The following is a 23,016-nucleotide window of genomic DNA, read 5'->3' as shown; positions in this document are numbered from 1 at the left end:
TTTCGACAGTTTTTTCATAAGGGGGAACGAGAACGATATTTTCTGTATGGAGAATATTCCGCATATCGTGAATGCGGCCGGGCTGTGTATCTGTCTGGAAGGGAGTGCCGATGTCGTGATAGGCTCCCAGAGTTACCGGCTGCGCAAGGGCGACATGTGTTCGGTCCTGCCCCGCACGATATTGTATGCAATCCGCAAGAGCGAGGATTTCAAAGGGTACGCGTGCGTGTGTACGCCGCAGTTCCTGATGAGTTTCAACATCCCGCTGGGGACACCGCTCTACCTGTTCGTCCGGGATAACCCGTGTATCTCCCTCGGTGAGCAGGAGTGCGGATGGTTGTTGAAGATGTGCCGTCTGCTGGAAGAGCATGCGGCCCGGAAAGAGCATCCGTGCGGCATGGACATATCGCGTCTGCTCGCCTCGGCGGTGGTCTATGAGGTTATCGGCATCTACCGAAAGGGGAATGTCATCGAGCAGCAGCCGTTCTCGCGGAAAAGCAAATATTATGCGGAGTTCGTCCGGCTGCTGACCGCGAACTATGCGCAGCACCGCAGCGTGGAGTTCTATGCCGACAGGCTTTGCATCACTCCGCGTTATTTGTCGGCCATCTGCAAAGAGCTGACGGGAATGACCGCTACGGAGTCCATCAACAACCATGTGATGGTCAATGCACGTATCTTGTTGGCCTCTACCGACATGTCGGTACTTCAAATCTCCGAAGAACTCAATTTCCCGAATCCGTCTTTCTTTTCGCAGTTTTTCAAGAGACACGAAGGAGTGGTGCCCAAGACATACCGGGCAATGCACCGATACGAGGTCGGCAGCGATGTGTGAGGTCCGTTCCGGCTCTCTTGTATCCGCTTGCGGGAATGCTCGTTCGTTCGGACCGCGGCGGTCCCGGCTGTCATTTGGCTTTGAGCGCTTTGGAGATGCTCTTGCCGATACCTTCGAATTTGTTGAAGTTCGGTAACAGCGATGCGTTGAGCAGGTCTCTGTTCTCGCTCTCTTCCGCGATGGTATGTATCGGGTATATGAGAATGAAATTGTAGTCCGAGAAGTATTTCGCCATGTAGTTGGGTATCTTTTTCATGCCGGTCTGAAACGAAGGAAGCCCCTTGTGGCTCATCACGATGATGAGTCCGTCGTCGGGCTGCATATCCCTCGTGATGATGAGAAAGTCGTCCCAGTCGTCGAAAAGGCGGAACTCGGCTTCGATGGGATTGTCCTTGTGTACGTCGCGCAGGATGTCGAGCGTCTTTTTCGTCCCGTAAAAGAGCAGCTTGCTGCCCGTGTTCTGCGCAAGGTTCCACATCTTGATGACCCATAACGGGAATCCGAGCTCCTCTTCGGCGTTCTCCGGGATGACGACGAGGTTGCGTTTGACCGTGGCCACGGGCTGTACCGGCCGGTAGATGTAGGTGGTGACGTTGCTGCTGCCCAGAATCCGTTCGGTGGTATGCCCGAGGAACGATTCCGAGAACTCCTTCTTTTCGTGCAACCCCAGGACGAGGTCGGTTACCTTGTTCTCTTTGATGACGCTCATGATTGCATTCGGTACGTTGACATCGTACCGGAGCAGGGTGTTGAGCTGTATGTCTGCCGAAGCCGCCGTCTGTTGTGCCTTCTCAAGAATTTTGTGCGACTTTCCGTCGGCACTGGGGTCCGACTCCTGGTTATTGATGACGTTCAGCGCATAGACGCCTGTCCGGTTGTCTTTCCTCTTTATCAGGACACTGAGGTTGATGAGTTCGTCCGTATTTTCCGAATCTTTCAACGGTATCAGGATGTTTTCCCGGAACCGGCCCTCTTTCTTGTTGTCGGAGATGGATTCGCTGAGGGAGATGTTGCGTGCTCCGCGCTGCGCTGCGAAAGAGGCGATGGTGCAGGTGACGAGAATCATCACGATGGTGCCGTTGAGTACGCTGTCGTTCAGCAGCCGGATGGGCTCGCCTGCGGCCGTTTCGCCGATGATGACGTTGTAGCCCACCGTCACGGCGGCGAGAGTGGCGGCCGCCTGTGCATTGCTCAGGCCGAAGATGACGCGCCTCTCGTCTGCGGAGTATTTGAACGATTTCTGGGTGAAGAGCGCGGCGAGGTATTTGGCGAGGATGGCGACGCCGGTCATGACGGCCGCCACCTTGATGGTTTCGAAATCGCGGAAAAAGGCGCGGTAATCGACGAGCATGCCGACGCTTATCAGAAAAAACGGGATGAAGATGGCGTTTCCGACGAACTCGATGCGATTCATCAGCGACGATGTGGAGGGTATCAGTTTGTTGAGCGACAGACCCGTGAGAAAGGCCCCGATGATGCCTTCGATACCGGCCAGTTCGGCGAGCACCGCGCCGAGGAAGACGAGAGCTAGAACGAAGATGTATTGCGAAACGCTCTCTTTCACCCGTTTGAAGAACCATCGTGTTATGACCGGGAACAGGAAGATGACGATGCAGCCGAACAGGAGGATGGAGACGCCGAGCTGGGCCCAAAAGTGGGGGTCTACCTCGCCCGTGGCCATTCCCACGATGATGGCCAGTACGAGAAGCGAAAGCGTGTCGGTGATGATGGTGCCTCCGACGGCTACCGTGACTGCCCTGTTCTTCGTGATACCGTATTTGCTGATGATGGGGTAGGCGATGAGCGTATGCGATGCGAACATGCTCGCGAGCAGTACCGACGATTCCGTCGAGAAATTGAGTCCGTAAAGGCCCGCGACGATACCCAGGACCATGGGTATCAGAAAGGTGTACATGCCGAACAACAGACTTTTGGAACTGTTGCGGCGGAAGTCGCCGAGGTCTATTTCAAGGCCCGCGAGGAACATGATGTAGAGCAGACCGGCCGTACCGGAGAGGATGATGCTGCTGTCGCGTTCCATAAGGTTGATGCCGTAAGGGCCTATGACTGCACCGGCGATTATCAGTCCGAGGATGGGCGGTATGCTGATTTTGTTCAGGAGCAGCGGTGCGAGCAGGATTATCGTCAGGATGACGAAGAATTTCAGTATTGGGTCTGTCAGCGGCAGCGTTATGTCGAGTATGTTCAGCGGAAGCATCGGCAAGTACATGATATTACTCTGCCAAGTTAATGATTTTGGGCGGAATTTTGAAGTCGGGAACGGCTTTTTCCACTCTTCGCTCCCGATTCTTGTATCCTCCTGCCGCATTTGGCCCGTTTCCGGTTTGCCGGCCGTTGTCCCGTACGACGGTCGATGCCTCGGATTTGCCCCGGGCGGCAGCGGAAGCAGCATAAAAAATACCGCCGGGGAGCTCCCCGGCGGTATGCTATACGGTTGCGGATGAATTTACTGCCGGGCTTTTTGGTATTCGGCCAGACCGGTCTTGAGGAATGTGATATACTCCTCGATGTTGAGGTTGTATCCTCTGACCGGCAGCAGCGGTTTGCCCGTATGGTCTACGATGATGTAGGCGGGCTGGGCATTCACGCCGTATGTTTCGGCCATGAAGTTGGAGTTTATCCGGCCGAGTCCTTTCAATACTTTGCCGTTCGGCAGCGTCACCCAGTCTTCTTCCGGGACATTCTTCTTATCGTCGCCGTAGAGCGATACCACGACGAATTCGTTGCGGAGCAGCTCTTGTACCGTCGGGTCCGACCATACCCGCTGTTCCATTTCGCGGCAGTTCACGCAGCCGTGGCCGGTGAAGTCGATGAAGAGCGGTTTGTCGGCTTTGACGGCGGCCTCCATAGCCTGTCCGTAGTGGTAGTAGCCGTCGATGCCGTAGGGCAGCGGCGCGAGGAAATCGGCGTATTTCTTGGTATCGCCGGAGGAGGTCATCGTCGAGGTACCGGTATAGGCCTGGCTGGTGGTCGGGCCGGTATAGGCACCGAGCACGAAGTCCTGCGACTGGATGGGCGGCATATATCCGGAGAGTCCCTTGAGCGGTGCACCCCACATGCCGGGTAGCATATAGGCGACGAATGCGAATACGATGATGGCGAGTACGAGCCTGCCGACCGAAATGTACTTCAGTTCGCTGTCGTGTTTGAATTTGAGCTTGCCTATCAGGTAGAGTCCCAGCAGGGTGAATATCGCTATCCACAGGGCGAGGTAGATTTCACGGTCGAGGATGCCCCAGTGGTAGGTCTGGTCGGCTACGCTGAGGAACTTGAGACCGAGGGCGAGCTCGACGAAGCCGAGTACCACCTTCACCGAGTTGAGCCAGCCGCCGCTCTTGGGCAGTTTGTTGAGCAGCGAGGGGAAGAGCGCCAGGACAGTGAACGGCAGGGCGAAAGCTACCGAGAAGGCGAACATCGTGATGATGGGCTGCCAGAAGTTACCGCCCGATATGGAGTTGATAAGGACATTGCCGACGATGGGGCCCGTGCAGGAGAAAGAGACCAGCACGAGGGTGAGCGCCATGAAGAAGATGCCGCCGAGACCGCCCTTGTCGGATTTGGTGTCGGTCTTGTTCACGAGTTTGCTGGGCATCGTGATGTCGAATGCGCCGAAAAACGAAGCGGCGAATATCATGAATACGATGAAGAAGATGATATTCGGCAGCCAGTGCGTAGCGAGCCAGTTGAATATGTCGGCCGTCACGGCATCGCCGCCCAGCCAGCGCGTGATAATGATGAGCGCAGCGATGGGAAGCGTGTAGAGCAGGATGATGAACAATCCGTACATTCCGGCCCGGAACCGGCCGCGTGCCTTGTTTTCGGAACCTTTCAGGAAGAAGGAAACGGTCATCGGCACCATGGGGAAGACGCACGGGGTAAGGAGTGCGGCGAAGCCCCACAGGATGGCCTCCAGTATCATGCCCCAAAGCGAACCGCCCCCGGCGGCCGTAGTCTCTGCGGCGACCGCCGTCCCCGAAGCGGACGTGAGGTCTATTTCGAAATCCCAATACTGCATCGGCGTGCAGCCCACGTCGTTGCACACCATCCATTCGACGTATCCCTTGAGGCTTGCCGAGGGAGCGGTAAGAACGACCTTCTGTGCGATGGTGGCGGCGTGTTCGTAGTAGCCTATCTCCATGCCGAAGACTTCGTCATATACGACGATGGGTTCCGTCAGCTCGTATGCTTCGCCTTCGAGCCGTGCCCCCTCCGTACCTTCGAATGTTATCATCGTGGGGTTCGGGCCCATGGCATCGTACGGCCCCAAGTCATACATGTGCCATGTGTCTTCGATAGCGGCATCGAACACGATTTCGAATGTGTTGTTGCCCAGGTCGTTGACCCTGTACTTCCATTGTACGTCCTGCGAATGCGCCAGCGTCGAACCCATCAGGAGCGACATAGCGGTCAAGAGGACGGTTTTAAAGAATTTCTTCATGAGGATGGTGTATGAATTAATTTTAAAGTGCGCTGTCATGCAGTCCGTTTCACAATTTTAAAGGGTATTCGTGCGTTATCGGTAAGACGCATAGTACGTTCCGGTAGCGTGCGAATGAGGTCACAATAATAGTAAAATATTTGTTTAGGAGCAATTTTCTTTCTATTTTTGACTTACAAAACAGGTTGGACGCAGGTCCGGTTAGGTGACTTTAACATTTGATTAACAATATTTTATTATGAAAAAACTTTTTGTAACGGTAGCCGCTGCGTTGCTCGCGGGCGCCGCTCTGGCTCAGATGCCCGATGTGAAGATAGAGAACCACCAGGGAGATGTCATCAACACCTCTTCGCTCGTGAACGGCAAGCCGACCATCCTGTCGTTCTGGTCCACGACCTGCAAGCCCTGCCTTATGGAGCTCAATACCATCAACGACCAGCTGATGGACTGGCTCGACGAAGCCGATTTTCAGGTGGTTGCCGTTTCGATAGACGATACGCGTTCCGCTGCCAAGGCAAAAGCGCTCGCCAGCGGCAACGGCTGGAGCGACTTCATCGTCCTCTACGACAAGAATCAGGATTTCAAGCGTGCGATGAACGTGAACATGGTACCGCATGTTTTCGTTCTGGATGGGGAGGGAAAGATTGTCTACAACCATACGGGCTATACTCCCGGTTCGGAAGCCGAACTGCTGGAAGTGATAAAGGGCCTTCAGTAAAATGCGATTTGCGCAGGGGAGCGTTGTCGTGTCTCCATTGTCCCGCAGTTGTTTGCTGCGGGATTTTTTTTGTCTCCGTGAAAAAAATTTCAATCCTGTGCAACAAAACGGCTGGCTGATGTATCTTTAAAGTAGGAAGGCGATGCGGAGATGGCCTGTTCCTGTAACTTAAAACTATGCTTATGATGAAAAGAGTGACTTTGGCGACCGTTTGCTTGGCCTGTGCGGTCTCCTCTTCTCCAAGGGGGATACCGCCTATGGGCCGGAACGGTCGGAAAATTATGTACCCGTCTATATGACGCGGGCGGAACTGGAGGGTTCCGTGAAATATCTCGATGGAGAACGCGGCATGTCGGACCCCGGCAAGATTTATGTGTACGGCGACCGTATTTTCGTGAATGAAAAGTACCGGGGCGTGCATGTTATCGACAACAGCGACCCGTACAATCCCCGCCGGACGGGTTTCATCGTGGCGCCCGGCTGTATAGACATGGCCGTGAAGGGGAATATCATCTATGTGGACAATGCGGTGGATTTCGTCGCATTCGATATGGTGTCCCGGAGCGTCACGGAACGCATCCGCGACTATTTTCCGGAACATTCCGTCTCTCCCGACGGACGGCAGTACGACTATCCGTACAACCGCCCCGACGGTTACATACTCGTACGATGGGACAAGGCGGACAACTAAAGCGTGAGCGCGATATGAAAAGGATATTTGTTTCAGTTGCGGTTTGTGCGACACTGGCCCTGGCGGCCGCGGCGTGCAGCAGCAGTGCCGACGGCGGTATGCCGTCGCAGGGCGGAGGTGGCGAAGGGCAGGGCGGTTCCATGGCCCGTTTCACGATAGTCGGCGACTGCCTTTATACGGTGGACCATACGACGCTGAAGGTCGTCGATATCTCCAATCCGGCGCATCCGGGTGCGATGCCCTTCAAGGATGTGGAGCTCGGTTTCGATATCGAGACCATCTTTTATTATGATGACATGCTTTTTATCGGGTCGCGGAGCGCCATGCATATCTACGATATTTCGCGTCCCCACTATCCGAGTGAACTTTCGGTTACCCGACACTTTACCAGTTGCGACCCCGTTGTGGCCGATGGCGGTTATGCTTACGTTACCCTGAATTCCGACAATGCCTCCTGCTGGAGGGGAACCGATGCGCTGCAGGTCTATGACATTGCCGACCCGAAACACCCTTTCCTCGTATCGGCCGACGAAAAGATACGTTCTCCCAAGGGGCTCGGGGTGGATGCCGCTGCCGGCAGGCTGTTCGTCTGCTGCAAGGGAGGACTGAAGGTATACGACCTTGCGGAACCGGGTTATCCGGTGTGGGTGGACGACCTGACCAATTTACCGGAAGTGGGCAGCATAGATGCCTACGACGTCATACCCCGCGGCGGACTGTTGATACTGATAGGGGCGGACGGACTTTATCAGTTCGATTATACGGAGGAGAATCTGTCGTTTGTAAGTAAAATAGATTTGAGAACACTTTGACCATGAAGAAAACTGCTAACCTTATTTTGCTGACGCTCCTGTTGGCTGCGTCGCTGCCTGCCGCACTTTCTGCCCAGACGGGCAGCGTTGCAGGCAAGGCCTACTATCTCGACCGTAGCCGCGGTTCGGGGCTTATCGACTGGATGCCTGTCGAACAAGACGGCCGGCGTTATACGGTGGCCCTCAGGCCCTTTTACCTGATAAATTCCGGATTGAAGGCCGATTTCGAATTCGAACTCCGGCAGCCGGGCCAGTGGCTTCAGTTCGAATTGATAGGCCGGTATAAGGGGTGGTACGACCCGATGCCGGAGGAGACACATTACGGCTGGGAGAGCATCGAGGCTGCCAAGAACCGTTTCCAGCGAATGGAGGGAGGCGGTTTCGGAGTAGCCTTCAAAACGTTCTTCCGGCCCAACGGCTGGTACTTCAGTGCAGGCGTCGTATTCAACTATTACGGCGTATGGTATGACGGATATACGTATGTCTCTTTCGAGGAGGAGGGGTCGTCTTACCTGAAACGCGAGGCGGGCGTCATACGGGCCGATTACTATAAGCCGGGATTCAATTTCAATATCGGTAAACATTTCGCCCTGACCCGCAACCTGTTCTTCGATGCGTATGTCGGTGTGGGCTATGCCTACAGTTTTTACGACAGCCGGCACCGTTTCGCCTTCGACGGAACCAATCCTTTCACGTTTGCTTACCGGGGATTGCTGGTGAGCGGCGGTTTCCGTATCGGCTGGCTCTGGGGCGGCAGCCGCTGACCTGTCGGCCGGTGCTTCGCCCGGATGGGCGTGGAACGGAGATTTGGACATGAAAGTACAGGCGGCCCGCGGGCCGCCTGTCTGGTCTCGGGACGGGACGAGGGTTATAAAGCCTGTTTGATTAAGCTCATGATGTATTCTAGATGGTCGTTATTGGAGACTTTGATTCCATAATCGCCGTTTCCCAAATGTCCGATACCGGAGATGTCTCGGGCCAGATGTTTGGGGTCGTCCAATGCGCCGCGTTTGATGTTGATTATCAGTTTCAGTCCGGCTGTCTGGATTGCGATATCGGTAATATTGTGGCCGTCTTTTTTGAAGGCTATGTAAAATTTTTGCGGCTGGACTTCGATACCGTCGGTCAGATTGTGTATCGCAGCTTTGAATTGTTGGTATAGCTCCGTGACCGTATCCGGTTTTCCTTTTAGCAAATCCTCTTCCGTATATGTCTTGATGACTGCGGTAATCGTTTTAATCGCAGCGGTGTTTTTGCCTGTAAGTTGTTTGATGCTCTCTGCATTTTTGCTTTTTTGAATAGGCGTTATGCTGACCGTTCTGTTCTCATAGCGTTTTACCTGCAACAGTTCGATGGAGAAATCCTTGAAATTGGTCGCCTCGATTTGATTTTCCGTAAAATCCGAAGAGACGAAAATTACGCGGGTCTGTGACCAATCGACGGCAGTCCGTTTCAAGGTACGGTTCAGGGACTCGTTGTATTCGATGATGAAGACCTCTTTGTTTTGCAGCATCAGGTTCAGATAGGTCACTCTCTGGTCGAAGACGCTGGCATTCCTGTCGCGTTTGTATTCGATGATGGCGAAAGCCTTGCTTTGGGGGTCAAAAGCCAGCGTGTCGATACGTTTGTTTTTGACGGAAAACTCTGATTTTACCAGTTCCAATCCCATAATCTGTTTGAGATTTAACTCGAATAAACGTTGTATGTCCTTTTCGAGTTTGAACGGTTTTTCCTTGATTGCGGTTAATAGGTTATCGGCACCGGCGTTGAACAGTATCATGTGTGCAGGTTATTTGTCCGTATTGGAAAGATGTCGGATTCCGTCGTGACCGACGGATTGATTGAATGTTGTCCGGATGAGTGGCAAACGGTCGTAAACGGTGTATGCAAAATACATCTGTCCGGCTCAGCCGGACAGCGTTCATGTTCGTCCGTGTCGGTCTGCGGATTTATCGGCGCAGTCTGCCGAAAGCCTGGACATTCGTTCCCTGTCGGAGGAAAAGCGAGTCGTCCGTGCTTTTCCGGTCGATGGTCAGGGTATCGGTGAAGGCGATGTTGATGCCGTTGCCGACGCTTTTCCCGGTCAGGATGAGTTTGTCTCCCTCGCGTTTCCAGCTTTCGAGGACCAAGGTGTACATATTTACCGAACTTGCCGTACCGTCCGCATTGAGCTGCATACCCTGCGACCATCCGCCCGCTTGGCCCGGTACGGGTTGGGTCCATGTTCCTGTCAGGTCGATTTCTTTGGGCTTGCAGCATACCGATGCGGCCGCCAGCATCAGGATAAGAAGTTTTTTCATCGGGATGTGGTTTTATGTCTCTTTGCTCTGGTGGTACGTTCGGGAACGGCTGTGGTCGTTCGCATAACGCTCTCCGGCGCTAAATTACCAAATATTTCGATAGGTTCGACCGACCGGACCGGTTTCCGGAGCGAAGGACTCCTTATCCTTTGATGGCGAAGACGAAGGTTTCGATGCCGTTGAGTATCATCTGCAGTCCGATGGCGGCCACGATGAGCGCCGTGATGCGGATGAGCGGCATGAGCATGTTTTGCCGGACGAGAAATTTCCCTATCCGGTCGGCATTGCGCATGATGAGCAGGTTCAGCAGCAGGGCGAGTATCACGGCCGCTATCGTCATCCACCGGCCGTAAACGGCAGGCATCGTCACAGCCGCGGTAATGGTTGCCGGGCCGGCTATCATGGGGATGGCTATCGGGACGGCAATCAGTTCCTCCATGCGCGTATTCTTGTCTATCGTGAGGAAAGCACCCTTTTGTAATCCGACAAAACCGTTGTAGAACAGGACGATGCCGCAGGTTATCTGGAAAGCGTATATCTTCAGGTTGAATACGTAGCCGAGGATGGCTTCGCCCAGAAAGAGAAACAGCAGCAGTACGCCGATGGCCGTCACCGTGGCCTTGTCCACGATGCGGTGCAGCTCGGCCCGGGAGTAGTTCTCCTGCAGCGAAAAGACCACGAAAACCTTCTGTATCGGGTTAATCAGCGCGAGAAAGGCGAAGAAGGCACTGAAGAATGTTTTTATATCCATGACCCTAATAATGCATGATTACGAGCAGCGAAAGGATGGAGACCGTTATCCACAGGATGATGCCGAGTATGAGCGGTTTCCAGCCAACCGACTTGATTTTTTCGACCGACAGTCCGGCACCTATCAGGAAGAGCGTTACGACGAGAGCCGATTTCGATATGGCCGTTATCGCCGGTGCGACGGTACTGATACCGGGCAGGTAGCTGTTGGCCAGCATGGCGAGGATGAAGAAGAGGATGAACCACGGTATCGAGATTTTCTTTCCCTTGTTCTTGAATAGGAAGGCGGAGAGGAGTGATACGGGAATTATCCACAAGGCGCGTGCCAGCTTGACGGTCGTGGCCACTTCGAGGGCCTCGTTGCCGTAGGCGGAGGCGGCTCCGACAACCGAACTCGTGTCGTGGATGGCAATGGCGCTCCACAATCCGAACTGGTGCTGCGAGAGGCCGAGCAGGTGTCCGATGAAAGGGAAGACCACGAGGGCGACGGCATTCAGCAGGAAGACAACACCGAGCGATACGGATATCTCCTTCTCCGATGCATTGACTGCGGGAGCCACGGCGGCTATCGCGCTGCCACCGCATATCGCCGTGCCGGAGGCTACCAGATGGGAGGATTTGCGCGGCATTTTGAGCCATCCGCCCACGAGGTAGCCGAGTATGAGGACGGTCGTAATCGAGGCGACGGTGAGGCCCAACCCTTCGCGGCCCACTTGCAGGGCGCTCTGCACGTTCATTCCGAAGCCGAGCCCTACGACCGATGCCTTGAGCAGGATGTTCGTGGCCTTGTGGTTGAGCTTCGCATAGGGATGGCCGAAGAACAGGGTGAAGAGAAAGCCGCCGACAAGGGCGATGGGGGCGGATACGTAAGGGGTGGCACAGAGTACGAGGGCGAGAATGAATCCCGTTTTGGTGAAGACTTCGCGTTTGGTGGTTTTGCTCTTTTCCATGAAATATCGGCATTTGTCGTTTACAGTGCAAAAGTAACGCCCTGTCCGATAAATGTCCAATATATAAATGTATTCGTCTATAACTTCGTGTTATGATGATTTGTGCAGAACTGTTTGAACAGTTTCGGGAGCCTGCCATAGTTGCCGTGAGCGGTAACGAAGCTGAAACTGCGGTTGATTTCGAGACCGTCCGTGTCGACAATACGCAGTTTGTTGTGTGCGAGTTCGTCCAGAATGGCCTGAATGGAGATAAAGGCGAAGGCTCCCGAATCGTACAGGTAGCGTTTGATGCTTTCGCTGCTGCCGAGTTGCATCTCAATGTTCATGGATTGCAGTTCCAGACCGCAGCGGGCGAGGGCTTCCGTGAGGATGTCCAGCGTCCCGGAACCGTTCTCCCGGATGACGAGGGGGAGGCGACCGAGTGTTGCCATGTCCACTTCGTCGTCGCGGAAAGCCGAATTCGATGCAGAGGTTACCAGTACCAGTTCGTCGTGCATGAAGGGTTCGTAGTGCAGGGCATGGCCCGCGGCTTTTCCCTCTATCATACCGATGTCGATACGTCCCCCGGCGACGAGCTCCTCTATCTGTTCGGTATTGCCGTTGGCCAGTTCCACGTCGATTTCCGGATAACGTCGCCGGAACGAAGCGAGGATGCCCGGCAGGAGGTATTGGGCGATGGTGGTACTTGCGCCTATCCGGATGTTGCCGGCGGGTCTGCCGGCATCGTCCGCGAACGTGTCGTTCAGGTCGGCGTAGATGGCGAGGATACGGTTTGCGTAGTCGAGCATCAGCTTGCCGTGTGCGGTAAGGGAGACGTTTCCCCTGCATCTGTCGAACAAGGGGACACCTAACTGTTTTTCGAGTTCGCTGATGTGTCTGGTGACGGCCGGCTGCGAAATGAGCAGTTCGGCGGCGGCTTTGGTGAAACTCAGCCTGTCGGCGACCGTCTTGAATACTTTCAGTCTGAAATCGGTTATCATCTTATCCGTAATTCGTGCGGCGGAGGTGGGTGTGGCGTTGCCTGTTGCGGGGCGGAGTTTCTGGACCGCCTTGTCGGAACAGAAACAAAGGTAACAATATTATTCGATGAAAACACCGAAAGCGCCTGCCGGTAATCGGTGTGCGTTGCGGAAGATGCCGTTCGAAGCCACATGTCAGGATGACGGGGCAGCGGGCGCGCCCCCGGATGTTTCTGCCTGCCGGCAAAAGCGGATGCATGCCGTCGCTCTTCGCAATCGGTTATTGCCGCGGCCGGGGATGGAAAAGAAAGACTCCCCCTCGGGAATCAATCCTGTCGGGGGAGCATTCTCTGTCGCCTCTGTCGTATCCACGGTGCCGTGGAAGGCGGGGCGTGCATTCCGGATTATTTCCGGAAATATCTGTTGTAGAGTCCTTCGAACCCTTTTCCGTGACGAGCCTCGTCCCGGGCCATTTCATGGACAGTGTCGTGGATGGCATCCAGATTCTGCTGTTTGGCGAGTGTGGCGATGCGTTTTTTGTCTTCGCATGCACCGGCTTCCGCCTCCATGCGTTTTTTCAGGTTGGTTTTCGTATCCCAAACCACGTCGCCGAGCAGTTCGGCGAATTTGGCGGCGTGTTCGGCTTCTTCCCATGCATAACGCTTGAAGGCTTCGGCTACTTCCGGATAGCCTTCCCGGTCGGCCTGACGGCTCATGGCAAGGTACATGCCCACTTCCGTACATTCACCCATGAAATGTGCGTTCAGCCCTTCGAGTATCTCCGGAGCGACGCCTTTGGCTACACCGAGCACATGTTCGTCCGCAAAGGAAAGCGCTCCTTCCGATTCGACGAGTTCTTTGAACTTCTCTTTGGGTTGCTTGCACTGGGGGCAGAATTCGGGTGCTTCATCGCCTTCGTGTACGTATCCGCATACGGTACAAATCCATTTCTTCGTCATAATTCTTAGCCTTTTCGTAAATTGATAAAAAAGTCGTCTTGCAAAAGTAATCAATATTTGCGAACCGTCATACACGGGAAGAAGAATCGGGAACGGGCGGCCGGAGCGCTTTTCGGTTCGGAGATTCGGTTAGGCACAAGGCTGCTGGCTGCCCGTAACTTCTCCGATAACGTCCCGATGGGAATCTTTCTGTCCGGATATGCGGCTAAGCTTCATATTTTTACAAAATATCGACAGACAGAGTAAAAACAAATGAAGGACAGAAGCCGTGCCGTATAATTCAGAGAGCAGGATACGTTTCCATGTGGTGTTGATTCTGGCTATTGTGACGATGGTTTGTCTGGGGGCCATGATTTATTTTTATACGTTCCGGGTGAACATCGACCAGCAGAAAGAGGCGGTCAAAGGTTATTCCGTGGAAGTAAGGAATATCAACGGTCTCATACAGTCGGTAAGCGATACGAGAACGGCGGCCAACATGTATGTCATTACCCGGGACAGGAGATACCTCGACGATTTCGAGAAGTATATGGGGGAGGTTCGGTGTCGGGCCGATTCGCTGCTGTTCGATAATCCCGAATACGGAGCGCAGATTGCCGAATTCAACGAACTGTTGGAGGAGAAAAGGAGTATCGTAGCGGAGCTGACGGCCCTTTTCGGCCGGAGCGATACGATGGCCCCGCTTGACGAGGTGATTCGCATCTATGAGCCGGCCGATACCCTCAGGCAGATACGGGTGACTACCGTGACGACCGATACGCTGACATTACCCGCGCCGAAAAGACGCTTTTTCCGGCGGTTGGCCGATGTATTCTCCGCCCGGGCGAAAAGTGCGGAGACCGTGGTGGTGAATTCGTCCGTCGCGGTGGATACGACCGAGATTCCGGCGTCGGTCATGGTCGATATTAGCGGAGCGGCCGAACAGGTGCGCCGGAATTACGAACGGCAGATGGCTACCATCGAACGGAATGTCATCTCGCTGTTGTCGGCCGACCAGACCATTTCGTCCCGGATAGCGGCCATTCTTCTCGACCTGCAGAACGATGTGATGCATTCCCGTATGAACGAAATCGAGCAGTACGAGAATCTGGTACGGCGCAACAGTACCTTCTCCATCGTGGGCGGCACCCTGGCACTGGTCGCAATCATGGCCTTTATTGTGCTTATCGTATTGAATGTCAATAGAAGCGTGAGAATACGGGAGAAGCTGGAGGAGGCGAATCTGCTTGCGCAGAAAACCATAGAGAGCAGGCATCGGCTGCTGCTCTCCGTGTCTCACGACATAAAGACTCCGATGAACTCCATTCTCGGGTATCTGGACATCAGCGATGCCGACGGCAAGTTGTCGGCGCAGGAGATAGCTGCGATGCGCAATTCGGGCAGGCATATTCTCGCTCTGCTCGAAAATCTGTTGGAGTATTCCGGACTGGAGCAGGGAACCCTGCAGGCTGTTATGGAACCGTTCAATGTCCGTGAGCTGTTCCTCGAAACGTCCGATATGCTCAAGCCGCTGACTTTGCGCAAAAATTTGCATCTGGAGTACGACGTACGGATAGGCAATGAAGTGCAGCTCGTTTCCGACCCTTTGAAAATCAGACAGATTGTAATGAATTTGCTTTCCAATGCGGTAAAGTACACGCCTCAGGGCGGCATTCGGTTTACGGCAGCTTACCGTGCGGGGATGCTGGAGTTCTGCGTTGCCGATACGGGGGCGGGGATTCCTGCCGAGTTTCTTGCGAAACTTTACGAACCTTTTACCCGGAGTGTGGAAAATAGTCATTATGCGGAAGGTACGGGTCTCGGTATGTTTGTGGTCAAAGGACTCGTCGAACTGCTGAACGGAACGGTGGATATCTGGTCGGAAGTCGGCAAGGGAACGGCCGTAGAGGTCAAGATACCGGCCGGAAAGGCGGAGGAGACGGATGCGGCGGCTGTCTCGGGACAGGCTCCGCAGCACATCATTCTGGTGGACGACGACCCGTCCATCCTTCTCCTGCTGGAAGATATGCTGCACCGGTTGGGGCATGACGTTACGCCGTGCAATACGTGGACGGAGTTTGAACGGGCCTTGTTTGCGGATACCCTGTATGATGCTATCCTGACCGATATGGAGATGGGAACCTTTTCCGGGGGAAGCGTGCTTGCCCGGACACGGGATGCCGGCTTTTCGGTACCGGTAATCGTCATGACGGGAAGGGGGAATTTCGGACTCGACCGGGCCCGCAGACTGGGGTTCAGCCATTATCTCTGCAAGCCGGTCTCCATGTCGGCCCTTTCCCGGCTGTTCGGAGCGGTCGGCTCCGGGAAGGCGGAGTCCTCTTCTGCAAAGGAGGGAGTGGGATTCGCTGCCCTCGAAGAGATGCTCGGCGGTGACCGGGCGGCTGTCCAAGAGGTATTGGAGAGTTTCCGGACAGCCACTCGGGAGAATATGGCAGCGCTTGAGAGGGCGACGGAGGAGCAGGATTTCGGGCGGGCGCAGGCGTTATGCCACAAGATGCTCCCCATGTTTCTTCAGATAGGGGCCGTAGAGGCCGGGGATTTACTGAAAAAGATGGACTCCATGCGCGGTCGTCCGGCGGAAGACTATCCCGGTTGGAGGGAAGAGATGCACCGCCTGCTCGAACTCGCAAAGGAGGTGCTGAACCTTATCGAACGGGAATATCCGGCTTCCTGAGGACGGTCGGGCGTTCCGAAAAACCGCCCGAAGACCGTCCGTTGGGAAGGGGACAGTCTTTCTTTCAGACATGGACCGGAGTGTCGCTCCGGGCTATCGATTCCAGCATGGAGGAGGGGAGGTTCTGTAACGTCACTTCGTCTCCGCTGGCGAAGAGTACGGCACGGCGGACGACATTCCGCAGTTCCCGCAGGTTTCCTTTCCAGGCATAATGTTCCATGGCGGCCATCGCATCCCGGCTGAATCCTTTGATATTCTTATTCAGTTCCTGGTTGGCGTTTTCCAGGAAATGTTCCACGTATCGCGGCAGGTCGCCGTGCCGTTCCCGCAGGGGAGGCATTCGCAGCATGAATTCATCGAGTCGGTGGTACAGGTCTTCCCGAAACCGTCCGGCCGCAATGGCCGCTTCGAGATTTTCGTTGGTGGCAACGATGATGCGTACGTCGATAGTGATGTCGTTGGCTGCGCCGACCGGGCGTATCTTACGCTCCTGCAGGGCGCGCAGCAACTGTATCTGTACGTCGTAGGGAAGGTTGCCTACTTCATCGAGAAATACGGTACCTCCGTTCGCTACTTCGAATACCCCTTTCTTGTTGGCGACAGCCGATGTGAATGCTCCTTTCAGGTGGCCGAACAGTTCGCTGGGGGCAAGCTCCCGCGAAAGGCTGCCGCAGTCTACCGCGATGAAGGGGGCCGCACTGCGCGGACTGTATTCGTGTATCATGTGGGCGGCATGTTCCTTGCCCGTCCCGCTCTCGCCGACGATGAGGACCGACATGTTCGTGGGGGCTACAATCCGGATGTAATCGTACAGTTGTTTTGAGGCCGGGCTCTCTCCGTAGACGATGTTGCCGACCCGGTTTCCGTCCCTGTCTTCGTCTCCGTCCCCGTCCCGCTGTTTTTTCTGCGATACGGAGACCCGCGGCGAGGGTAGCGGTGCATTTTGCATGGCCTGTTCGATTTTTTCCTTGAGTATTCTCGGATTCACGGGCTTCTCCAGATAGTCGAAGGCACCCAGCTTGATGGCCGACACGGCACTCTGTATTTCGGCATAGCTGGTCATTACGATGACCTGTACGTCGGGACGTTTGTCCTTTATCCAGGCCAACAGCATGATACCGTCGCCGTCGGGGAGCCGCAGGTCGGTCAGGGCGATGCGGAAATTCTGCCGCAGTATCTCTTTCTTGGCCAACTCCATCGTCATGCAGTGCGTGGGTTCGTAACCGTTTTTCTTTGCCCAGTTCGATATGGTCAGGCCGTATGCGGCGTCGTCTTCTATAATAAGTATCTTGTTCATGGCGAATAATTCCGTTAGTAGTCGGTAAGAGAATTGGTACAGGCGGATATTACCAGAAAGGGGAACCTGTGAAGCGGAGGCAGTGAATCTTCTTGCCGGCGAGGCAGCCTGTATCCGTGCGGTGTACGGACCGGTGTGGGTTTTGCCGGTTTTCGGCACAAGTGTACCCGGTATCGTGCGTCCGGGCAGGGGTACGCCAATGGGCCGAAGGACCGGACGGTTGATGGAAATATGAAAGCGAATACCGGTTCAGTATATTGAATACATTTACCATGCATCTACCTAAGTTGGGGCTAAATACGTTCTTCAAAAATTCAGAATAAAGGTACGGCGTTTCTTGGATTGATACAGGGTATTGTGTCATTCCGGGACTTTATCTGGGAAGTTCCGGATGATTTTGCCTTCTTCGAGGCTGAACATACCGGTATTTGGCCTCCGATTCAACGATAGAATAACAGGGGCGATCCAAGGGGAAATTTTTGTTGTGACAATTTGAATTATTGCGGTCGTTGTGGCCCGTTCCGGGGCTGCTCGCCGTAGGGCGGTCACTGCCAACCGAGGTAGTCGGCGTAGATTTCGACTGCGCTTTCGACGAGCTTCCGGCAGCGTTTCCGGTCTTTGCCGGCCGGTCCGCACAGTGTGGCACAGAATACCGAACCGTGGCGCCGTTTGAATTCCGCCACGAGTTCCCTGACCATACGATAGTTCTCTTCGCGTGTTCCGGTATCGCCCGGTATGCTGGTATCTTTCTCGAATCCCGCCATTATCACAAGGGCGTCGGCTGCCCCGCAGGTTCCTCTCAGACGACTGGTGCCGTCGCCGAAAGAGGAAGCCATTCTGAATGCGGTTTCCTGGTCGAGGCCGTAGTGTCCAGCCAGTGCTCCGCAAACCGCTTGGGACGAATTGCAACCGAGTTCATAGAGCTCTCCTGCCTTGAAAATCAGAGCCGCTTTCATTTGGGTCGTCATTTTCGGTTATAATGACTTTAAATCCGTCAAAATACGGGCCGGTTTCCGCCGGAAACGACCGGAATAGTATCCGTAATTACGGTAATCGGGTTCCGTAGCGGAATCGGGAGGCCCGGCGGTATGAACGGAGGACATGCAGCGGTGCCTTTCCGGCCGGAAGATGGTGACCGTGGGGATTCCGGAATGCATGGCGTACACGGTGATGCTATTCAATATCGTTTATCTGCTTAACATCCTTCGGGGAGAAAGAACGTATTTGTTGTCTTTATTTCTAATATAGCGTCCATTTTGGGAGAAGATTCCAAAAGGGGCATATCAAATATTTACCTTTACATCATTATACCGTAAAACCTTTCCCTGACCTGACCTAACTTAACCTATGAATTCCGGTATTGATAAACGTGTTGCCACTCATACTTCCCATATTATTTTAGAGGACCTTTCGCGGTTGCCCATAGGTACTGAACCGACCTATCTGGCCGAGGGGATGGTCGGACTCTGCACCGGCGGAAGTGCCGTCATCGAACTGTTCGACTATTCGAGTCGGGTGTACTGCGACGACATGGTCGTGATACTGCCCCTGCAGTTCGCGTCGCTGCACGACAGGAGCGCCGATTTTTCCATGCGGTTTTTCAAGGTGGACCGGGTGCTTTTCATGGATATCATGAGCGGTGTATGCCGGATGACGCCCGATTTCTACTTCTATATGCGGAAACATTTCTGTTTCCATTTTACGGAAAACGAAGTGCGGCGTTATAATTTATGGTGCGATTCGCTGAACTTCAGGATGGAGCATAAGAAGCCCGCATACAGACGGGAAACCTCCATCCATCTGCTGCGCTCCTTCTTCTGGGATTTGTATGTCGATTACCGGGAGAATCCACAGGTGCACAAACTGTATAATTTCACCCATAAGGAGCAGATTATCTTCAACTTCTCGATGCTTATCGCCGAGTATTACAAGACGGCCCGCGAAGTTTCGTTCTATGCCGACAAGCTGTGCATAACGCCCAAGTACCTGACCTTGATAGCGACGCAGGTGACGGGACGTTCGGCGCGGCAGTGCATCGCCGATTTCGTCATCATCGAGATGAAGGCCCTGCTCCGTAACGCCAATGTCGATATCAAAGAGCTGGTCAAGGAGCTCGGCTTCCGGAACCAGTCGGCACTCAGCCGTTATTTTCGCCGCCAGACCGGCATGTCGCCTTCGGAATACAGAGATTCGATATATCTGACTACGGCTTCCGGCGACCAGCCCGCATAGCCCTTTCTCATTGCGGTCGCTGCGAGTATTTTCTCGACGGCCGGGCAGCCGGAAGCGGAGCTGTCCGGTTTACAGGGCAGTACCTTTGCGGGGAACGAAGGTTCCGGTCAAATCCGCCTGTTCGAGTGTAAGAAGCGCCGTTTTCCGTGCAATACCGCCTGCATAACCCGTCAGGCTGCCGTTGCTGCCTATGACCCGGTGGCAGGGTACGATGATGCTGACCGGATTGTGCCCCACCGCGTTGCCTACGGCTTGCGCCGACAGGGCGGTCTTTCCGTTTTGCCGTGCGACCTTCCGGGCGATTTCACCGTACGTAACGGTCTGTCCGTACGGGATACTGCACAGGATTTCCCATACGGCCATGCGGAAAGGCGTCCCTGTGAGGTGGAGCGGCGGCAGGTATCCGGGATTCTTCCCGCTGAAATAGAGGTCGAGCCACCTCCTCGTCTCTTCAAAAAGCGGCAGAGGCCGGGATTCGCAGGCAGGGGAGAGCGTAGCGGCAAAATATTTCTGTCCGTCGAACCAAAGACCGGTCAGCCCTTCGCTGTCGGCGGCAATCATGATGCCTCCCAGCGGTGATTGATAGCGGCAGGTATAGTGCACGGGCCGGGCCAAGGGTGGTGTTGTCGGTGTGAAATCGGTTTTCGTCATGGCAGTCTTATTTGTTTGTGTTTTGTTCATGGTTTGCGTCTCTTTTCGATGTTCGGCAGGAAGCCGGTGATGACGCCGAGCAACGGCAGCAGGGTACTGACGCGGAAGATGAATTCGATATTCGTCCGGTCGGCGAGCCACCCGAAGAAGGCGGAACCGATGCCGCCCAGTCCGAACATGAGTCCGAAGAAGATGCCGGACACCAGTCCTACCTTGCCGGGCATCAGGTCGGTCGCATAGACGAGGATGGCCGAGAAAGCCGATGAGATGACGAACCCGATGATGACCGCAAGCGCGATTGTCCCGGACAGATTGGCATAGGGCAGCAGCAGGGCGAAGGGGGCTGCTCCCAGAATGGAGCCCCATATCACATACTTTCTTCCGAAACGGTCGCCCAGCGGGCCGCCGATGACCGTGCCTGCCGCCGATGCGGCGAGGAACCCGAACAGGCAGTATTGTGCATCCTGTACCGAAACGGCGAACTTGTCCATGAGAAAGAAGGTGAAGTAGTTCGTCATGCAGGCAATATAGAAGTATTTGGAGAATACGAGTACCGTCAGGATGACCATGGCGGTGCGTACTTTCCGTTTGGGCAGTTCGTATGGCCGGGATGCCGTAGCCGCCGTACGGTACGGTGCGGCCGCGAGTTCTCCCTTGTACCAGTCGCCGATGCGTTTCAGCAGCAGAATGGCGAGCAAAGCGGCGAGGGCGAACCATCCGATGGAGGTTTGCCCGAAGGGAATGACGATGAGTGCGGCCAACAGCGGTCCCATGGCGCTCCCCGCATTGCCGCCGACCTGAAAGATGGATTGGGCCAACCCTTTCCGCCCGCCCGAGGCGAGTTGGGCGACGCGCGACGATTCGGGATGGAAGACCGACGAACCCCAACCGATAAGCGCGACGGCGAGCAGGATGGAGAGAAAGCCGTGTGCCGTTGCGAGCGTGAGCAGTCCGGTGAGGGTGAAGCACATCCCCACAGCCAGCGAGTAGGGTCTCGGGTGCAGGTCGGCGTAACGTCCCATGAGGGGCTGCAGGAGCGAGGAGGTCATCTGAAACACCAGCGTGATGATGCCTATCTGGGTGAAGGTGAAGCCGAAATTATCTTTGAGGAGAGGGTAGACAGCCGGTATTACCGATTGCATCATGTCGTTGAGCAGGTGTGCGGTGCTGACCATGAAGAGTATCGGGTACACGGTAGCGCTCCCTGTCGGTGCACATGCCGGAGCGGAAAGATGTCTGGTTGCGGGATTCATGGCATTACGGTTCCTCCAGAATGATACGTATCGTTTTCAGAGCGTTTCGGGTGTCGTGTGCCAGGATGAAGGCGGCCAGCCGGTCGTGGGAGGGCTGCGATGCGAGCAGGTAGCCCGTATCCGCATAGATACGTTTGAAGCCGTCCCGCAGATGGATTGCGGTCGCCCGGTAGAGTCCGCTCAGAATTTCGTTATGCGTCGCTTCGGCTATAGTCGCGTGGAAGTTCACGTCGGCGTCTATGCACTGTTCTAGCCGGCCCGTTTCGGCCGCCTCTTTCCGTTCGGACAGGTAGGCCTTCATTCTGAAGGCATCCTGCTCCGTATACCTTTCAGCGGCCTTTTCGACGATGGCCGCTTCGAGGATTCGCCGTACTTCGTCCAGCTCCCGGATGTCGGCCCGTTTCAGGCGCTGCGTCATGAGGTCCGGTGCGTTCCGGCTTACGACGAATGTCCCGGCTCCCTGACGTACCCGGAGGAGCCCCATGTCGGAGAGTATCCGGACGGCTTCGCGTACCGTGGAACGGCTGACTCCGAAGATGCGCATCAGTTCCGGTTCGGGGGGAAGTTTCTCTCCGATGCCGAAAATGCCTGCGGCAATCTGTTCCTGGAGTCGTGCCGCCAACTCTTCAGCCAGCGATTTTTTCCGTATGGCCGGATTCTCCATCATCATATCATCTGATGTTTGTGCAAAGGTAACGCTTTTCCGGGAAAGATGTTTTGTTCGTTCGTTTTTTGCCGCTGGATGACCCGGCCGCAGGTCGCCTCCGAAAAGGCTTCGTTCGGGGGACTGTCGGTAGTAGTGCGTTTGGTAAATGACGGAGTATTGTTCGGAACGGCCGGAATATAAAAGGATGTGATAGGCGTATAAAAAATGATTATTTCAACCGGCGGACATGTTCTGGTAATGTTCATTATATTTGTCCCGGAAAAAGTTATCAATCATAAAACAGAGCGTTATGAAATTTACGAAAAGACTTACCGATGCGTTCAATGAACAGATAAAGGCGGAGATGTGGTCTGCGAACCTTTACTCGTCGATGGCAATCTATTTCCAGAGCATGGGGTTGGCCGGCTGCGCTCATTGGATGAAGAAACAGGCCGAAGAGGAGCTGGAGCATGCCAACAAACTCATCGAGTTCGGCGTTACGCGCGGCGGAGAGATGAAGATAAGCTCGATAGACGCCGTTCCCGGTACCTGGGCGGAACCCAAGGCCGTGTTCGAGCATGTGTACAAACACGAATGCCATGTTTCGGAACTTATCGATAATCTGATGGACGTGGCGATAGCCGAAAACGACAAGGCTACGCAGGAGTTCCTCCGGTGGTTCGTGAACGAACAGGTCGAGGAGGAGGAGAATGCACAGGCCATTCTCGACAAGTTCAATGTATTCGGCGTGCACGGTCTCTACTGTGTAGACCACGACCTTGCCAAAAGGTAGCGGTATCCGTTTCCGTCGGAACGAAAGGGATAAAGGG

Annotated in this window: 21 protein-coding genes; 8 read left to right on the top strand and 13 right to left on the bottom strand. The window is 54.8% G+C overall.

Annotation, left to right across the window (positions count from 1 at the left end; all coding sequences use genetic code 11):
- Positions 1–46 precede the first annotated feature (46 nt).
- On the top strand, positions 47–835 hold the full coding sequence (locus BQ5361_RS04525) for an AraC family transcriptional regulator (RefSeq protein ID WP_161940425.1): 789 nt from the start codon (positions 47–49) through the stop codon (positions 833–835).
- Positions 836–905: 70 nt separating this feature from the next.
- On the opposite strand, the gene BQ5361_RS04520 is transcribed toward BQ5361_RS04525, so the two are convergent.
- Entirely contained in the window at positions 906–3,053 is a 2,148-nt protein-coding gene (locus BQ5361_RS04520) for a cation:proton antiporter (protein WP_035474263.1), read from the bottom strand.
- Between the two features lie 249 nt (positions 3,054–3,302).
- A complete protein-coding gene (locus BQ5361_RS04515) occupies positions 3,303–5,294 on the bottom strand; it encodes a protein-disulfide reductase DsbD family protein (protein WP_035474264.1) in 1,992 nt (663 codons plus the stop codon).
- Positions 5,295–5,532: 238 nt separating this feature from the next.
- Between BQ5361_RS04515 and BQ5361_RS04510 the strand changes: the two genes are divergently transcribed.
- The 4 genes from BQ5361_RS04510 (at position 5,533) to BQ5361_RS04495 (ending at position 8,279) form a co-directional block, all read left to right on the top strand.
- Positions 5,533–6,012, top strand: coding sequence for a TlpA family protein disulfide reductase (locus BQ5361_RS04510; protein WP_022063661.1), 480 nt, complete (start codon positions 5,533–5,535; stop codon positions 6,010–6,012).
- A 295-nt stretch (positions 6,013–6,307) separates the two neighbouring features.
- Positions 6,308–6,703 carry an LVIVD repeat-containing protein gene (locus tag BQ5361_RS04505; protein ID WP_052131102.1) on the top strand — a complete coding sequence of 132 codons (396 nt, stop codon included), beginning with the start codon at positions 6,308–6,310 and terminating at the stop codon, positions 6,701–6,703.
- A 14-nt stretch (positions 6,704–6,717) separates the two neighbouring features.
- Complete coding sequence (locus BQ5361_RS04500; protein ID WP_052131101.1) at positions 6,718–7,515, top strand: LVIVD repeat-containing protein; 798 nt, start codon at positions 6,718–6,720, stop codon at positions 7,513–7,515.
- 2 nt (positions 7,516–7,517) lie between these two features.
- Entirely contained in the window at positions 7,518–8,279 is a 762-nt protein-coding gene (locus BQ5361_RS04495) for a hypothetical protein (protein WP_022063658.1), read from the top strand.
- Between the two features lie 104 nt (positions 8,280–8,383).
- Here the strand turns inward: BQ5361_RS04495 and BQ5361_RS04490 are convergent, their stop codons facing one another.
- From BQ5361_RS04490 to BQ5361_RS04465, 6 genes are all read right to left on the bottom strand, one after another.
- Positions 8,384–9,295 (bottom strand): DUF5655 domain-containing protein, encoded by a 912-nt coding sequence (locus BQ5361_RS04490; protein WP_071424938.1) that lies wholly within the window; start codon positions 9,293–9,295, stop codon positions 8,384–8,386.
- Between the two features lie 169 nt (positions 9,296–9,464).
- Positions 9,465–9,815 carry a lipocalin-like domain-containing protein gene (locus BQ5361_RS04485; RefSeq protein WP_022063656.1) on the bottom strand — a complete coding sequence of 117 codons (351 nt, stop codon included), beginning with the start codon at positions 9,813–9,815 and terminating at the stop codon, positions 9,465–9,467.
- Between the two features lie 142 nt (positions 9,816–9,957).
- A complete protein-coding gene (locus BQ5361_RS04480) occupies positions 9,958–10,566 on the bottom strand; it encodes a MarC family protein (protein ID WP_022063655.1) in 609 nt (202 codons plus the stop codon).
- Between the two features lie 4 nt (positions 10,567–10,570).
- Complete coding sequence (locus BQ5361_RS04475; protein WP_035473907.1) at positions 10,571–11,515, bottom strand: YeiH family protein; 945 nt, start codon at positions 11,513–11,515, stop codon at positions 10,571–10,573.
- 77 nt (positions 11,516–11,592) lie between these two features.
- The gene (locus tag BQ5361_RS04470) at positions 11,593–12,495 is read right to left on the bottom strand and encodes a LysR family transcriptional regulator (RefSeq protein WP_022063653.1); all 903 of its coding nucleotides are present in this window, start codon (positions 12,493–12,495) and stop codon (positions 11,593–11,595) included.
- 383 nt (positions 12,496–12,878) lie between these two features.
- Entirely contained in the window at positions 12,879–13,433 is a 555-nt protein-coding gene (locus BQ5361_RS04465; RefSeq protein WP_035473905.1) for an NADH peroxidase, read from the bottom strand.
- Between the two features lie 268 nt (positions 13,434–13,701).
- Here BQ5361_RS04465 and BQ5361_RS04460 point away from each other — a divergent pair, with 268 nt between their 5' ends.
- The gene (locus BQ5361_RS04460) at positions 13,702–16,107 is read left to right on the top strand and encodes an ATP-binding protein (protein WP_143047494.1); all 2,406 of its coding nucleotides are present in this window, start codon (positions 13,702–13,704) and stop codon (positions 16,105–16,107) included.
- A gap of 64 nt (positions 16,108–16,171) precedes the next feature.
- Here the strand turns inward: BQ5361_RS04460 and BQ5361_RS04455 are convergent, their stop codons facing one another.
- Together BQ5361_RS04455 and BQ5361_RS04450 are read right to left on the bottom strand one after the other, a co-directional pair.
- The gene (locus BQ5361_RS04455) at positions 16,172–17,404 is read right to left on the bottom strand and encodes a sigma-54-dependent transcriptional regulator (RefSeq protein ID WP_052131100.1); all 1,233 of its coding nucleotides are present in this window, start codon (positions 17,402–17,404) and stop codon (positions 16,172–16,174) included.
- Positions 17,405–17,949: 545 nt separating this feature from the next.
- A complete protein-coding gene (locus BQ5361_RS04450; RefSeq protein WP_052131099.1) occupies positions 17,950–18,360 on the bottom strand; it encodes a C-GCAxxG-C-C family protein in 411 nt (136 codons plus the stop codon).
- A gap of 460 nt (positions 18,361–18,820) precedes the next feature.
- Between BQ5361_RS04450 and BQ5361_RS04445 the strand changes: the two genes are divergently transcribed.
- A complete protein-coding gene (locus BQ5361_RS04445; protein WP_257527036.1) occupies positions 18,821–19,636 on the top strand; it encodes a helix-turn-helix domain-containing protein in 816 nt (271 codons plus the stop codon).
- Positions 19,637–19,705: 69 nt separating this feature from the next.
- Here the strand turns inward: BQ5361_RS04445 and BQ5361_RS04440 are convergent, their stop codons facing one another.
- The 3 genes from BQ5361_RS04440 to BQ5361_RS04430 form a co-directional block, all read right to left on the bottom strand.
- On the bottom strand, positions 19,706–20,239 hold the full coding sequence (locus tag BQ5361_RS04440) for a methylated-DNA--[protein]-cysteine S-methyltransferase (protein ID WP_035473934.1): 534 nt from the start codon (positions 20,237–20,239) through the stop codon (positions 19,706–19,708).
- A gap of 74 nt (positions 20,240–20,313) precedes the next feature.
- A complete protein-coding gene (locus tag BQ5361_RS04435; RefSeq protein WP_052131098.1) occupies positions 20,314–21,540 on the bottom strand; it encodes an MFS transporter in 1,227 nt (408 codons plus the stop codon).
- 4 nt (positions 21,541–21,544) lie between these two features.
- The gene (locus BQ5361_RS04430) at positions 21,545–22,210 is read right to left on the bottom strand and encodes a FadR/GntR family transcriptional regulator (protein ID WP_257527033.1); all 666 of its coding nucleotides are present in this window, start codon (positions 22,208–22,210) and stop codon (positions 21,545–21,547) included.
- Between the two features lie 286 nt (positions 22,211–22,496).
- Between BQ5361_RS04430 and BQ5361_RS04425 the strand changes: the two genes are divergently transcribed.
- Positions 22,497–22,979: a ferritin gene (locus tag BQ5361_RS04425; RefSeq protein ID WP_035473901.1), complete on the top strand. Its 483-nt coding sequence runs from the start codon at positions 22,497–22,499 to the stop codon at positions 22,977–22,979.
- Positions 22,980–23,016 lie beyond the last annotated feature (37 nt).

The sequence above is a fragment of the Tidjanibacter massiliensis genome, assembly GCF_900104605.1.
GTDB classification, from domain to species: domain Bacteria; phylum Bacteroidota; class Bacteroidia; order Bacteroidales; family Rikenellaceae; genus Tidjanibacter; species Tidjanibacter inops.
Note: the sequence above shows the minus strand (reverse complement) of the source record. Positions and strands in the feature narration are given on the sequence as shown.